Source organism: Brucella sp. BE17 (genome assembly GCF_039545455.1).
Classification (GTDB): Bacteria; Pseudomonadota; Alphaproteobacteria; order Rhizobiales; family Rhizobiaceae; genus Brucella.
The window spans coordinates 411,453-426,241 of the sequence record NZ_CP154467.1 but is presented as its reverse complement, the minus strand read 5'-3'; the positions used below and the strand labels follow the sequence as shown (position 1 = coordinate 426,241).

The window sequence follows — 14,789 nt, the reverse complement described above, 5'->3', positions numbered from 1 at the left end:
ACTGTGCTCCGCATAGAGAAACAATTGCTAATATTGTGATGCGTCAGGCTGAACCGAGCACCTCCCGTGTCGGCTGATAATGCCTTGGCGATACGCCCAGCATGCGGCGAAACATTGTCGTAAAAGCCGAAACACTGTCATAGCCCAGATCAAGCGCCACGCTGGTTACAGACTCACCCTCGCTCAACCGCGGTACGGCTGCGAAGAGACAAGCCTGCTGGCGCCAGATAGAAAGGCTGACGCCGGTTTCACGCTGGAAATGGCGCGTAAACGAACGTCTGCTCATCGCCAAGCGATCTGCCCATTCATCGATGGTTGCGCGGGAAGACGGGTTTTTCACGAATGCTCGACAGAGTATTTGCAAGCGGGGATCGAGAGGAAAAGGCAGGCCAAGCGGTCTTTGCGGTAGCCGATGCAGATCTTTCAAAATCAGTTCGATGACCAGCGCGTCACGACTGCCCGGTTCGGGCTTGCGGACGGCCTTGGTAGCATCGGCAATCAGGCAGCGCATGAGATCGGTCAACCCCATCACATGCAGATGGTTCGGCACACGGGAAACGACGTCGGGACTGATATAAATCGAGCGCATGAAGACGTCACCCGATATTTCAACCGCGTGCTCTACACCTGCCGGTATCCATATGGCGTGATCACTGGGGATCATCCAGCGCCCTACGTCAGTCGTCACCAGCACCACGCCGTGTGAAGTACACAGAAGCTGGGCACGGGAATGACTATGACGCGGCACGCTAAAGCCGTCCGGGTATTCTGTCGGCAAGGCGATCAGCGGATCATCCATCGCTTCGATTCTGGCAATACGCTCTTCATGAAAGCGTTGCAGCGTTTCATCGTCCGGCATGGAATGACGCGGTGGCGGCGGCAATCTCATTGCTCTCATTCCTTTCTACCAATATCAATGGCCCACTTGCGAAAGAAATGGACCAAATCACGAAAGCGGGCTTCAGGCAATAATCATATGAATGCCAACTGAACTCGAAAATGACGGCCATACCCGACGGGGAGACAGCATAATGAGCATGAGTACGGCGCAACGGCCGTCAAACAGCGGCACTGACAATACGGTTCTCAGCATCATACTGGCCACGAGTCTCGGCCATTTTCTCAATGACATGATGCAGTCGCTGCTTCCTGCCATCTATCCTATCCTGAAAGACAACTACAGCCTGTCCTTTTGGCAGATCGGTTTTCTGACTTTCGCCTTCCAGATGACGGCATCGATCCTGCAACCGCTTGTCGGCATCTATACCGACAAAAAACCCCTGCCCTATTCCCTGACTTTCGGCATGGGCTGCACGCTGATTGGTCTGTTGCTGCTTGCGACCGCACATCATTATCCGATGCTGGTTCTGGGCGCTGCCTGCGTCGGATTTGGTTCATCGGTGTTTCACCCTGAAGCATCGCGCGTAGCGAGACTCGCATCGGGCGGCAAACATGGTTTTGCACAATCACTGTTTCAGGTCGGTGGCAATTTCGGCTCATCTATCGGACCGCTGCTTGCAGCCTACATTGTGCTGCCTTTCGGTCAGATCAGCATATCGTGGTTTTCGGTCGTAGCCCTTATCGGCATGATCCTGCTGTGGTTCGTCGGCAACTGGTATAATCGCTACCGCATTGCCAACGCCAACCGTCCGCGCATGGACAAGACCCTGCCGCTGCCGAAAAACAAGGTGATCATGACGGTGGTTATTCTCGCTTTGCTGATTTTCACCAAATATATCTATCTGTCGAGTATCACGAGCTACTATACCTTTTATACGATGAGCCATTTCGGCGTGTCGGTACAGACATCGCAGGTGCTGCTGTTCGTGTTTCTGGGCGCGGTTGCTGCTGGCACGATTTTCGGTGGCCCCATCGGCGACCGCATCGGCACACGCACAGTGATCTGGGTGTCTATTCTAGGCGTCTTGCCGTTCACGCTCGCACTGCCTTACGCAAGCCTTGAAGTGACGGCGGTGCTGACTGTGATCATCGGCTTCATTCTAGCTTCCGCCTTTCCGGCGATCATCGTCTTTGCACAGGAACTGATGCCAGGACGTGTCGGCATGGTGTCGGGCCTGTTTTTCGGCTTTGCCTTCGGCATGGGTGGCATCGCTGCCGCAGCCCTCGGCATTGTCGCAGACTATAAGAGCATCGAATTCGTCTATACGGTTTGCTCTTATCTGCCGTTCCTTGGCCTTTTGACGATCTTTCTGCCCAGACTGGGAAAGAGCATCAGAAAAGTGGCCTGAATAAATAAAAAGGGAGTGCCGCACGTCCCCCAACGGCAGCACTCCCATATTGCCACTGACCATTGACGGCCCGGTACAGCGGCAAGCACGGAACAAGCGTTACATCCCATTCCGAACTTTTTAGACGATTGTGATCGCTCGTATCAAGCAACCCCGCCTTTCGTCTTTGTTCTTACGCAATATCACACGGCAAAACTGAAACTATGCACCGTATCTCTGCGAAATTCGTCAAAAGCCGCAGCCACAAGCCGGATCAGCGGCTTGCCCACTTCAGTCGAGCGGATGACACTTCCTTTCACCTCAACCAACCCATCGGCCACCAATGGGCGCAGCAATGCCAGTTCATCAGCGAATTCCACACCCGGCGCGACCTTATCGAGATCGACTTCAAACTTGCACATCAGTGCATTGATGATCGCTGAACGCAACCGGTCGCTGTCGCGGATGCTATAGCCGCGTACCGTTGCAATCTGGCCAGCATCTACGCATTTGCGATAGCGCGTCACATCCGCGATGTTCTGTGCGTAACCGCCCGGATATTGCGAGATCGAGGATGGCCCCAGACCGATCAATATCTGGCTGCGATCGGTGGTATAGCCCTGGAAATTGCGGTTCAGCGTTCCGTCATGGGCGGCGATAGCCATCGGATCATCAGGCAAGGCATAATGGTCGATGCCGATGGCCTCATAACCCAATGCCGTAAAACAATCGGCGACGACACGCGATTGTGCAAAACGTTCCTCTGAATCGGGCAGCAGACTTTCGTCTATCAGACGCTGGTTGGCGCGGCGCTCCGGCAGATGCGCGTAGCCGAAACAGGCAACGCGGCTCGGCGTGAGCTGAGACACCATTTCACACGTGCGACGCAGACTGTCGACCGTCTGCAACGGCAAACCATAGATCAAATCGAAATTGAGACGATCAATGCCTTCAGCGCGCAGAAGATTGGCAGATTCTGCCACGGTTTCAATCGGCTGAATACGGCCAATGGCTTTCTGCACATCCTCATTGATGTCTTGCACGCCAAGGCTGGCGCGGTTGACGCCAATGACAGCGAGTGTCTTGACCAGCTCCGGTGTCACCGTGCGCGGGTCAAGTTCAATGGCATGTTCCATCGTATCCGGGAACTGGAAGACCGCGCCCAGCGCGTCACGTATTTCGAGAAACTGTTCCGAATTGAGGATGGATGGTGTGCCGCCGCCCCAGTGCAGATGCGTGAGCTTGGGATGCGTGGTCAGCACCTGCCCGACGGTTGCAATCTCATTGAGAAGCGAGCGGTGAAAACTGTCGACAACGTTATCGCGCACGGCAAGCTTGGAATGGCAGCCGCAATAATGGCAAATCTGCTTGCAGTAAGGCACATGGATATAGAGCGACACCCCTTCGTCTGAGCCGATCTGGCGCAGCCAGCGCGCTGTCGTTTCGGCCTCCATAGGCACAAAGTCAGCAGCCGTGGGAAAAGATGTGTAACGCGGCACGGCGTAAGCAGCGTAACGTCTCATTACATCTTCTTCCATAGCGTCCCCACCTTGCGTGACGCGCACCCTGGAACATCCAGTGCGACCGTATCAATCCATGCGTGAGAGATACAGGGCAACACAAAGACCGGCATTGATTTAGATCAAACAAAATCACTGCCAAGTCAGAAAGAACAAAGATTATGAATTGCTACACCATCGTGCTTTCCAAAAACAGGTTACGATTTTTGGAAAGCACGATGCGTAGATAAAATAAGTTAGAGTGGCCTTGTGTAGCGTCCGAAAGGACGTGACCCGCGCTCTAAAGATGTTCGGGGTCTAGACCCGCCACGGCAATGAGCGAGCGGCGCGAAATAATTTCGACCGTATTGGCATCGACAAGATGGATCAGTCCCTGCGCTTTCAGCTTGGTGAAGCTGCGGCTGACCGTTTCAATGGTCAGGCCCAGATAATCTGCAATATCGGTGCGGTTCATAGCGAGATGAACGGGATTGGGCTGCCCGCCATGTTTGGCAATACGCGATGAAAGCACCAGCAGAAAACTTGCCAGCTTTTCCACGGGGGCAAGACGACCAAGCACAAGCTGGTTATCGCGCGCCGCACGCAAAGCCGCGCGCGTCATCTGATAAAGCCTTTCATTGAGCTTGGGGAAGCGATCCATCAACCCTTCCATTTCCCTGGCCGAAAAAGCACAAAGCACAGAGGGAACGACAGCCTCTGCCGTCTGCGAATAAGTATCGTCATCGGCAAGGCCGATAAAATCGCCCGGCAGCAGAAAACCTGCGATCTGGCGACGTCCATCCGGCAAGGATGTGTAAATGCGCAACATGCCGGAGGTGAGGCTAAAGACACGCTTTTTAGGCTCGCCCTCTTCAACAAGCATCTCATTGGCATGAAGTTTGCGCGAACTCATGATGGCTTCGAGAGCTGCAATATCTTCATCGCCGAGTGCTGCACAAACGGCCATGCTGCGCGTGCCGCAATCTGCACAGACGCTGCACGAAGTGCGGAAAGACGGTTTTGTGTCGAAGATGAGTGGTGCAACTGCCACAATGAAATCCTACGGCAAGAGATTGGATACTGGTTCAGTTCCCTCAGCCCCTAATTAGGGGCCAAATTTGCATTCGGCAAACAGCAATTTCGCCGCAGGTATCGCGGAGAAATTGTTTTAGAGCGCCAATAGGGCTTATGCTCTAAATATTACGGCTACCCGGTTTGATGGCAGGGATTGCCGCAAGTTCAGGTGGCAGATCGTCTGCCGGATAGGCAGGCACTTCATATTCGGCAAGTGAGATCAGCCGTGTTCCCACATCCGCCTTGCCTGCCGAACGATCCACAATACAGGCCGCTGCCACGACCTCGATGCCGAGTTCCTTCATGCAGTCAATGGTTTCGCGGATCGACAGGCCCGTGGAAACGATATCTTCCACGATCACCACGCGCGCACCCTTTGCCACATCGAAGCGGCGCAGACGGAAGGTGCCATTCTCACGCTCGACCCAGACCGATGGTACGCCCAAGTGTCGCGACGTCTCGTAAGACGGAATAAGCCCGCCAATCGCCGGTCCCACCACATAGTCGATTGGTCCGAGATCGGCGGCCTTGATTTTTTCTGCCAATGCCTTGCACAGTTTTTCCGTCTTGTCGGCATGCATGAAAACGCGCGCCTTTTGCAGGAAAGTCGGGCTTCTGAGGCCCGAAGTCAGAATAAAATGGCCTTCCAGTATCGCTCCCGCTTCGCGGAAGACGGCGAGCACGTCTTCAGTCTTCATCGTCGTCCTATCCATTCACGCGCTTTGCATCACTGACGCTGGCGCTTTCTTTGAGTTGCGAAATGATGCGGGTGAGATGTTTCAGGTCCCATACCTCCACATCCACGATCATTTCGGTAAAATCGGGGGCCGTGCGCACCATAGACAAATTATGAATATTGGCGTCGTTGCCAGCGATGATCTGGGCAATTTCGGCAAGCGACCCCGGAGAATTAATCGCCGACACGCTCACGCGCGCTGGAAAGCGCTCATGCATGCCCTCGTCAATATCCCAGCGCACATCGATCCAGCGCTCAGGCTGATCGTCATAAGCGGTCAAGGCCGGCGACTGGATCGGATAGATCGTCATGCCCGCGCCCGGCTGCAATATGCCGACGATACGGTCGCCCGGCACTGCACCTTCAGGCGCAAAGCGCACCGGCAGGTCGGAATTGGTACCGCGGATCGGAAGAGCACGCTTTCCGGGTTTCGTCTCCGCCTTGGTTTTGAGCCCGGCTTCGCTGTCGTCCGTCTTGCCTTCGGGCACCTTGAAGATCATGCCAGCGGCATTCTGGATGTTGAACCAGCCTTTTTCGCCGGTCTTTGCGGGACTGTTCTGTGTGGTGACGCGCGTATCCTGATAATCGGGATAGACGGCTTTGAGCACATCCGTGGACGGCAATTCACCGCGCCCGACCGCCGCCAGAACATCCTCGACATCCTTACGTGCCAAACGCGGCAGATTGGGCTTTAGAATATCCTTGCTAAACGCCTTTCCGGCCCGCTCAAAGGCGCGTTCGAGAATACGGATGCCAAGACCGCCATATTGCTTGCGCACCGCAGAGCGGGTGGCGCGGCGGATAGCTGCGCGTGCCTTACCCGTTGCAACCAGCGATTCCCATGCCGCAGGCGGCACCTGAGCCTTGGAGCGGATAATATCGACCTCATCGCCGTTTTTAAGCTCGGTCATCAGCGGCATGATGCGTCCGTTGACCTTGGCGCCAACGCAGCTATCGCCAATATCGGTGTGCACCGCGTAGGCAAAATCAATCGGCGTCGCGCCGCGTGGCAGCGCAATAAGCCGCCCCTTCGGTGTAAAGCAGAACACCTGATCCTGAAACAATTCGAGCTTTGTATGTTCGAGAAACTCTTCAGGGTTATCGCCTTCCGAAAGCTGCTCGATAGTCTGACGCAGCCAGGCATAGGCATTGGTTTCGGTCGAGATCTTGTGCGGATTGTTGTCGCTGCCGCGATCCTTATAGACGGAATGCGCAGCCACACCGAACTCGGCGATTTCATCCATTGCGCGTGTGCGGATCTGCAATTCGATGCGCTGGCGCGAGGGACCGATAATGGTCGTGTGCAGCGAGCGATAATCATTCTGCTTGGGCGTGGAAATATAGTCCTTGAAACGATCCGGCACCATCGACCATGTCGTGTGGATCAGCCCCAGCGCGCGATAGCAGTCCTGCACCGAATCCACCAGCACGCGGAAGCCAAAGATATCCGACAATTGCTCGAACGAAAGGCCCTTGGTTTCCATCTTGCGAAACACCGACCACGGCTTTTTCTGACGGCTCTTGACGTTAGCTTTGATACCGTTCTTCTCAAAAATTTCCGAAAGATCTTTTTCGATCTTCTGCAAAAGACCGCGGTTTTTTTCGAGAATTTCGGCCAGACGGTCTGTGACGGCACGCCAAGCATCGGGGTTGATATAGCGAAAGGCCAGCTCTTCCAGCTCTTCGCGCATATCCTGCATACCCATGCGACCGGCCAGCGGCGCATAGATGTCCATGGTTTCCTCGGCAATGCGCAGGCGCTTGTCCTCACGCATGACACCGAGCGTGCGCATATTGTGCAGACGGTCCGCGAGTTTTACCAGCAGCACACGGACATCTTCAGAAATGGCGAGCAGCAGCTTGCGCAGATTTTCCGCCTGCACTGCCTTCTTGGAAACAAGGTCGAGTTTCTTGAGCTTGGTTAGTCCTTCAACAAGCTTGCCGATTTCCGGGCCGAATAAATGGTCGATTTCCTGCCGTGTGGCCGTCGTGTCTTCAATCGTATCGTGCAAAAGGGCTATGGCAATCGTCGCCTCATCGAAATGCATATCGGTGAGGATGGCCGCAACCTCCAGAGGATGCGAAAAATATGGATCGCCCGAGGCACGTTTCTGACTGCCATGTTTTTGCATGGCATAGACATATGCCTTGTTGAGAAGCGCCTCGTTCACATCCGGCTTGTATCGCTGCACACGCTCCACAAGCTCATACTGGCGCATCATCGACGAAAACTCCTTCAAACACTTTTACCACCGAGAGCGCACACACAAAAATACGCGCCACAGCTTCTAGAACCGTAGCGCGTATATTAAAGCATGAAAACCGGACGATGATCAGAAATCGTCGTTCTTTTCCGGCGCAACCAAACCTTCGATACCGGCCAGCAGTTCCTCTTCCGACATGCTGTCAAAAGTGACGACATCGTCTTCACCAGCCTCGGCAACGGCACCCGAAAATTCGTCTGAAGCAGAGGTAATCTGTGCAGGCGCAGTCGGTTCCGGCTCGTCAACTTCGACGTGCTTTTGCAGCGAATGAATCAAGTCTTCCTTCAGATCGTCCGGCGAAAGCGTCTCGTCGGCGATCTCGCGCAAGGCAACAACCGGGTTCTTGTCATTGTCGCGGTCTACGGTAATCCCAGCACCCTGGGAAATCTGACGGGCACGATGACCGGCCAGAAGAACCAGCTCAAAGCGGTTCTCTACCTTGTCTACACAGTCCTCAACGGTGACGCGGGCCATACACGGTCCCTTTCATTTTCGAACTTTAATGGATTTTTTCAGCACATAACGCTTGTCGGGCAAAATTACAAGCCAAAGCGGATTTACAGTGCAAGAATAGCGAAACACGCCACGATGCCCCAATTTTTTAGCGATATTCCGCATATAATATCGTTTATTCTCCCCTGACGATAAAAACGACAATAAACGCGATCCGTTTCGGGCCTTAATTTCCACTATTAATAATTTAGCAATACAAAATAACAACCTATAGTTGCTTGTTTTTCTATAATATGTCCTTAGAAACACGACAAGCAGGGGTAGAAAAAATAGCTCGCTGCCCAACAGACATGAATACGCGGCCGGCAACGAAATTCCGTCGACTGTAAGTGGATATATTACCCGATGTTCGATTCCCGCGAAAAGATTGCACTTTTTATTGATGGTGCCAATTTATACGCAGCCTCCAAAACCTTAGGGTTTGATATCGATTACCGCAAGCTTCTGAAAGCTTTTCAGAAGCGTGGCTATCTGTTGCGTGCTTATTATTACACCGCGCTCGTCGAAGATCAGGAATATTCCTCCATCCGCCCTCTGATCGACTGGCTCGATTATAATGGTTACAAGGTCGTCACCAAGGCTGCCAAGGAATTCACTGATTCCACCGGTCGCCGTAAGGTGAAGGGTAATATGGATATCGAACTGACCGTCGATGCCATGCAACTGACCGATACCGTCGATCACTTCGTTATTTTCTCTGGAGACGGTGATTTCCGTTCTTTGGCCGAAGCCTTGCAACGCCGTGGCCGCAAAGTATCCGTCGTTTCGACCCTGACTACTCAGCCCGCAATGATTTCCGATGAACTGCGCCGTCAGGCCGATCATTTCATCGATCTCGTATCGCTGAAGAACGAAATCGGTCGCGATCCGTCCGAACGCCCGGTTCGCAGACAGGACGACGACAACGACGACGACTATTGACGTCACCATTGATGCGGTTCATGGAGAGGCATGATTTTGGAACCCTCTCCCGATTGCGCGATCTGTCCGCGCCTACATGATTTTATACAGGAATGGCGGCGCAAGGAGCCTGAATGGCACAATGCGCCTGTCCGCCCTTTTCTCCCCGCCCATGATAATGATGTTCGCCTGCTGATCGTGGGCCTCGCACCCGGTCTTCGCGGTGCCAACCGCACGGGGCGCCCTTTTACCGGCGATTATGCCGGCGAGCTTCTTTACAGCACTTTATGCGAATTCGGTTTTGCCGCTGGCAAATTCGAGGCGCGGCCCGATGACAGCCTGCATCTTCTCGATGCGGCCATCGTCAATGCAGTTCGCTGTGTGCCACCGGAGAACAAGCCGGTCGGTGCCGAGATCAACAATTGCCGCCAGTTTTTCAGCCCACTGCTGACCCATTTCAAAAACCTGCGTGCCGTGGTCACGTTGGGCACCATCGCGCATCAATCGACTGTGCGCGCTTTGCGCGAACCTGTTGCGCACCATCCTTTCGGCCATGGCCATGAGACCGATATTGGCCGCTTGCGGATTTTTTCGAGCTATCATTGCTCGCGCTACAACACCAATACGGGCCGACTGACCGACCCGATGTTTCGCGATATTTTCAGAAGCGCTCGCGCTTATCTTAATGAAAAGAGCGCCTGAAGGCGCTCTAACTCTTATATTTTAACTTAAAATTTATCCCCGATCGCGCAGCAGGCGGGCTTTCTCGCGACCCCAGTCACGCTGCTTTTCGGTTTCACGCTTGTCGTGGTTCTTCTTGCCGCGCGCAACCGCCAGTTCGAGCTTGGCACGGCCGCGATCGTTGAAATAGAGTTTTAGCGGCACCACCGTCATGCCATCGCGCGTCGTCGATTGAAACAAACGCGCCATTTCGCGGCGGCTGACCAACAGCTTGCGCAGGCGACGCGGTTCATGATTGAAACGATTGCCTTGCGTATATTCGGGAATATAGGAATTGATAAGCCAGAACTCACCGTTCTCGAAGCTGGCATAGCTTTCGGCAATATTCGACTGGTTGGCGCGCAGCGACTTGACCTCGGTTCCACTGAGAACCAGACCGGCCTCGAGTGTATCCAAAATCTCGTAATTGAATCGCGCCTTGCGGTTTTCCGCGATCATCTTGCGCACGGGAGAATTCTTTGGCTTGTTCATAATGGCCTATATAATATGCGCAACACAAAATGAAAACGCTCCCGCAAGCACGGAAGCGTAAATTCCTGCCAGAATGAGCTGGTTAGTTTACCAAACCCGCATGCTTCATGGCCTGATCGATCTGTTCAGCGGTTGACGCCTCAATCGACACCATCGGTGAGCGCAGAACGTTTTCAACACGCCCCAGACGCGACAGGGCATATTTCGGACCCGATGGGTTGGGTTCGATAAACAGTGCCTTGTGCAGTGGCATCAAACGATCCTGCAATTCCAGCGCCTTTGCATAATCACCAGACAGGCAGGCTTTCTGGAACTCAGAACACAGGCGCGGCGCGATATTGGACGTCACCGAAATGCACCCTACCCCGCCATGCGCATTAAAGCCCAATGCTGTTGCGTCTTCACCGGACAATTGGATGAAATCCTTGCCGCAGGTAATACGCTGATCGGAAACACGCTCGATCTTGCCGGTCGCATCCTTGACCGCGATGATATTTTTGTGGTCGCGAACCAGATTACCCATGGTTTCAGGCGTCATATCGATAATCGAACGCCCCGGAATATTATAAATAACCAATGGAATGGAAATCGAGCGCGCGACCCGCGAAAAATGCTCATAGAGCCCGCGCTGGTTTGGCTTGTTATAGTACGGCGTGACAACAAGCACCGCATCGGCACCGGCCTGTTCTGCATGCTGCGCCAGCTCAATTGATTCGACCGTATTGTTGGATCCTGCACCGGCAATCACAGGTACGCGACCGGCGGCCACTTCCACACACACTTCCACGACACGCTTATGCTCGTCGTGCGAAAGTGTCGGCGTTTCGCCAGTAGTACCCACCGGCACCAGACCATTGCTGCCTTCCGCTATCTGCCATTCAACAAATGCACGAAAAGCTTTCTCATCAAACGCCCCTTCATGATCGAATGGCGTGACAAGCGCGGTAATTGAGCCCTTCAGCATCGTTAACTCCCGAAAATACAGACAGCCCACGCAATCGCACCCATTTGGTTTTCTTGGCGGTTGGTGGGTAAGGCGGCTGCACAATAATCCTGCCTCCGAAATGGAGCAAGCACATTGCGAGTCGAAAACAGGGTATTGTGACAAAAATTCCAGCTTTGCCGAATGCTTTCTTAAAAGACCCGATCGCGGCGATCAATATCCCATTTCCAATGCTTTTAGAAAGTAATTGTTAACCACAATTTCATGTCTGGCGGTTATGATAAAAAGCTGAAGGACAGACATGAATTACAGGCTAACAAAAGCCGGATTTCAAAAGCATATTAGCGCCAACACAAGCTTCTTTGGACAGATTATACTTCAGGATGCGCATGAAAAGAGACGCTGCATTGATCATGACCAGTCATAAGGCGCTGCTTGGCATCAGCCTGTTTGCGCTTGCCTTGCAGCCTACCTTTTCATTGGCCCAGTCGTCTCTCCCTGCTGATGCGCCGGTGCCGCTTGCACGGCCTTTTGCGCCTGATCCGGCCGCAAACTCACCGATCAATCTGGTCACGCCGACGCCACGGCCTGCAACACCCGATCCTCTCATCACGTCCTCCTTCAGCCGCGTTGAAAATCCTGCCGCACTTGGCGGCGTGCTCAAACCTGGCCTCGATGCGCTTTATGTGGGCGACATCGCCAATGCACTCGCTTATCGCAATGGTTTGCCGCGCGGTGCAGTAGACCGGCAGATCCTGACATGGGCCATCGTTACATCCGGTCAAAGCGGGGTGACTTCGGCTGAAATTGCACGCGCTTCTACCGAATTGCCCGGCTGGCCCGGCATGGCAGCCCTTCAACGCGCAAATGAAAAAGCCTTACTCAAGGAAAATCCGTCGGCCGCAACCGTTCTTGCCGGTTTCGGTAACAAGCACCCGCTAACTACCGAAGGTATGATCGTGCTCGCCCGCGCCTATGTCGCGCAAGGGGAAACCGCCAAGGCTCACAAGCTCATCGCGCCGTGGTGGGCCAAACAACGCTTGTCATCTGATGATGAACAGAAAATATTGAAGGAATTCAATGCGATCCTCACTCGCGAGGATCATCAACGACGGTTTCTCCATGCCATCTACAATAACCGCCTGCAGTCTGCCAAATTACTGGCAGGTCCAGCACAGGCGCAATCGCTTTACAACGCCTTTGCTGCCGTCAGCCAGAAAACACCGAATGCCGAAAAGGCTATTCTGGCAGTGGATAGAAGTTGGCAGATCAACCCGGCCTATCTATTTCTAAAGATCCGATATCTGCGCCGCGCGGATCGCATCGATGAAGCAACCGATCTACTGTTGAAAGCCCCGCAACAAGCCGCATTCCTTGTCGATCCCGATGCATGGTGGGACGAACGGCGCATCCTGTCGCGCGAATTGCTCGATCTGGGAAAGCCAGAGCTTGCCTATAAGCTTGCCGCAGCCCACGCAGCCGAATCGCCCGCCCATGCTGCCGAAGCGGAATTTCATGCCGGTTGGTATGCGTTGCGCTATTTGAAACAGCCCAAACTTGCAGCACCGCATTTTGAAAAGATTGCGGCTATTTCCTCGCGCCCAATTTCCGCCTCGCGTGCCTATTACTGGCTCGGCCGCGCTGCAGAAGCGGGAAGCAGTAGCAATGCCCACGATTACTATCGTCGTTCCGCCCATTTCGGAACGACATTTTATGGTCAGCTTTCCGCAGCCAGACTGAACGAAAAAGCACCCGAACTGATCTATCCCAAGCCGAGTGCGCATGAACGTACGCGCTTTTCTGCCCGCGTGCCGGTGCAGGCTATCAAGCGGCTGGAGCAGATCGGATATGGCCCCAAAGCGGCACCGCTTTATGCCCAGCTTGCGCAGGAAATCAGCAGCGTTGGCGAGCTGACTTTGCTTGCCGTCATGGCCGAGCGCAACGAAAACCATTATCTGGCACTGCGTGTCGGTAAACTCGCGGCGTTTCGCGGGCTTGATGTTGGCGCACTCTCGCACCCGCTCGGCGCTATTCCGGCCAATGCCAATATCAGCGGATCCGGCAAGGCGCTGGCCTATGCCATCGCGCGGCAGGAAAGCGAATTCAATGTCGGCGCGGTCTCAAAAGCAGGCGCACGCGGGCTGTTGCAGCTCATGCCCGAAACTGCAAAAAGTGTCGCAACCCGAAATGGCATACGCTTTTCTGCACCAAAGCTTACCACCGACGCCGGTTACAATGCGACACTGGGCGCGCATTTCCTTGGCGAACAGCTCGACCGTTTCAACGGCTCTTATGTGCTGACCTTTGCGGGATATAATGCGGGACCACGGCGTGCATCGCAATGGGTTGAGAAATATGGCGATCCGCGCGGCAAATCCATTGATGAGGTCGTGGACTGGATTGAACGCATTCCCTATTCGGAAACGCGCAATTATGTGCAGCGTGTAATGGAAAATTATGAGGTTTATAAAGCGCGGCTGACTGGCCGCGCCGATATTGCAACCGATCTCGTTTACGGTCGGCGATAAAGCCCCACAAAAAACTATCAATCAGGATTGTGCGGTTTTCACAGATTTTGCCCGTGGCTTCGCTGGCGATTTTTTCGCACGCGGCTTGCGCGCAGCACCGGATTTTTTAGAAGCTCCAACCAGCTTCGTCGCCTGTCCTATCCAGTTTTCACGGGCAATCCGACGCGGAAACCCGATATGGCGTTCGACCCAGCCCGAATTGTCACTGGACCAGTCGGCAATCTGCGCATAATGAAAAATGCCGATCTCGTTCAGCATGCCTTCAACCGCCTTACCGATCCCGGTAATCACTGTCAGATCATCAGGCTTTCCCCGCCGCGGCACTTCCAAATGGGGCGGTCGGTGCTCATCTACAGGTTCAGGTGCCAGGAACTCGCCCGCCGCGCGATCCTTGGCAGGCAGCTCGCCACCAACAACCTCGGCATCTGGCACCACCGGTTTCTCCAGCGTGTCCACCTCATCTGAAAGCTTTGCCTTTTCTTTTCCGCTGACAGGTAGCGTGGCTTCGGGCGTCCCGCCTTCTACAGGCAACGCAAGCGCTGCCGCCACAATGGTTTGTTCCGCATCGCTTATATGCTTGCTTCTGCGCCGCAACACCCGGCCCAGAATGCAACCAATCACAAAAGCCACCGCGATGAGTATAGCCAGTTGGATAATCAACGACGGCATGTCGGTTTTCCTCTACTCCAGATCACGCGTGCCCCATTTTATCTGTTGCCCGTCATCCATCCCACCCCTATGCCAAGCATGAGTGCCAACAAAAGGACCGGCCAAAATGTTTGCGCAAGATATAGCATGGAATTCGATCCCTGTTTCCGGCCACGCTGCGATGATGTCTATTCATAATGCCAAAGCAGGTTATGAAATAGCCGTACCGGCAATTCCAAACAGA

The 14,789-nt window shown here is 54.1% G+C and carries 13 protein-coding genes; 4 read left to right on the top strand and 9 right to left on the bottom strand.

What is annotated here, in order from left to right:
• Positions 1-43: 43 nt before the first annotated feature.
• Positions 44-859, bottom strand: coding sequence for a helix-turn-helix transcriptional regulator (locus AAIB41_RS02030; RefSeq protein WP_343314782.1), 816 nt, complete (start codon positions 857-859; stop codon positions 44-46).
• Positions 860-1,031: 172 nt separating this feature from the next.
• On the opposite strand from AAIB41_RS02030, the gene AAIB41_RS02025 reads away from it, so the two are divergent.
• Positions 1,032-2,249: an MFS transporter gene (locus tag AAIB41_RS02025; protein WP_343313950.1), complete on the top strand. Its 1,218-nt coding sequence runs from the start codon at positions 1,032-1,034 to the stop codon at positions 2,247-2,249.
• A gap of 182 nt (positions 2,250-2,431) precedes the next feature.
• Here the strand turns inward: AAIB41_RS02025 and hemN are convergent, their stop codons facing one another.
• From hemN to rpoZ, 5 genes are all read right to left on the bottom strand, one after another.
• The gene (gene hemN, locus AAIB41_RS02020; protein ID WP_343314781.1) at positions 2,432-3,766 is read right to left on the bottom strand and encodes an oxygen-independent coproporphyrinogen III oxidase; all 1,335 of its coding nucleotides are present in this window, start codon (positions 3,764-3,766) and stop codon (positions 2,432-2,434) included.
• A gap of 262 nt (positions 3,767-4,028) precedes the next feature.
• Complete coding sequence (locus tag AAIB41_RS02015; RefSeq protein WP_343314780.1) at positions 4,029-4,694, bottom strand: cyclic nucleotide-binding domain-containing protein; 666 nt, start codon at positions 4,692-4,694, stop codon at positions 4,029-4,031.
• Between the two features lie 226 nt (positions 4,695-4,920).
• Positions 4,921-5,499 (bottom strand): orotate phosphoribosyltransferase, encoded by a 579-nt coding sequence (gene pyrE, locus AAIB41_RS02010; RefSeq protein ID WP_343313949.1) that lies wholly within the window; start codon positions 5,497-5,499, stop codon positions 4,921-4,923.
• Between the two features lie 7 nt (positions 5,500-5,506).
• Positions 5,507-7,759 carry a bifunctional (p)ppGpp synthetase/guanosine-3',5'-bis(diphosphate) 3'-pyrophosphohydrolase gene (locus AAIB41_RS02005; RefSeq protein WP_343313948.1) on the bottom strand — a complete coding sequence of 751 codons (2,253 nt, stop codon included), beginning with the start codon at positions 7,757-7,759 and terminating at the stop codon, positions 5,507-5,509.
• Positions 7,760-7,870: 111 nt separating this feature from the next.
• On the bottom strand, positions 7,871-8,275 hold the full coding sequence (gene rpoZ, locus AAIB41_RS02000; protein ID WP_343313947.1) for a DNA-directed RNA polymerase subunit omega: 405 nt from the start codon (positions 8,273-8,275) through the stop codon (positions 7,871-7,873).
• Positions 8,276-8,659: 384 nt separating this feature from the next.
• Between rpoZ and AAIB41_RS01995 the strand changes: the two genes are divergently transcribed.
• A complete protein-coding gene (locus AAIB41_RS01995) occupies positions 8,660-9,235 on the top strand; it encodes an NYN domain-containing protein (RefSeq protein ID WP_343313946.1) in 576 nt (191 codons plus the stop codon).
• 30 nt (positions 9,236-9,265) lie between these two features.
• Positions 9,266-9,916 (top strand): uracil-DNA glycosylase, encoded by a 651-nt coding sequence (locus AAIB41_RS01990; protein WP_343313945.1) that lies wholly within the window; start codon positions 9,266-9,268, stop codon positions 9,914-9,916.
• Between the two features lie 33 nt (positions 9,917-9,949).
• On the opposite strand, the gene smpB is transcribed toward AAIB41_RS01990, so the two are convergent.
• Positions 9,950-10,426 carry an SsrA-binding protein SmpB gene (gene smpB / locus AAIB41_RS01985; protein ID WP_343313944.1) on the bottom strand — a complete coding sequence of 159 codons (477 nt, stop codon included), beginning with the start codon at positions 10,424-10,426 and terminating at the stop codon, positions 9,950-9,952.
• A gap of 82 nt (positions 10,427-10,508) precedes the next feature.
• The gene (gene dapA / locus AAIB41_RS01980) at positions 10,509-11,390 is read right to left on the bottom strand and encodes a 4-hydroxy-tetrahydrodipicolinate synthase (RefSeq protein ID WP_343313943.1); all 882 of its coding nucleotides are present in this window, start codon (positions 11,388-11,390) and stop codon (positions 10,509-10,511) included.
• Positions 11,391-11,782: 392 nt separating this feature from the next.
• Here dapA and AAIB41_RS01975 point away from each other — a divergent pair, with 392 nt between their 5' ends.
• The gene (locus AAIB41_RS01975; RefSeq protein ID WP_343314779.1) at positions 11,783-13,897 is read left to right on the top strand and encodes a lytic transglycosylase domain-containing protein; all 2,115 of its coding nucleotides are present in this window, start codon (positions 11,783-11,785) and stop codon (positions 13,895-13,897) included.
• A 21-nt stretch (positions 13,898-13,918) separates the two neighbouring features.
• Here AAIB41_RS01975 and AAIB41_RS01970 read toward each other — a convergent pair whose 3' ends face one another.
• The gene (locus tag AAIB41_RS01970) at positions 13,919-14,566 is read right to left on the bottom strand and encodes a 50S ribosomal protein L21 (protein WP_343313942.1); all 648 of its coding nucleotides are present in this window, start codon (positions 14,564-14,566) and stop codon (positions 13,919-13,921) included.
• Positions 14,567-14,789: the final 223 nt, after the last annotated feature.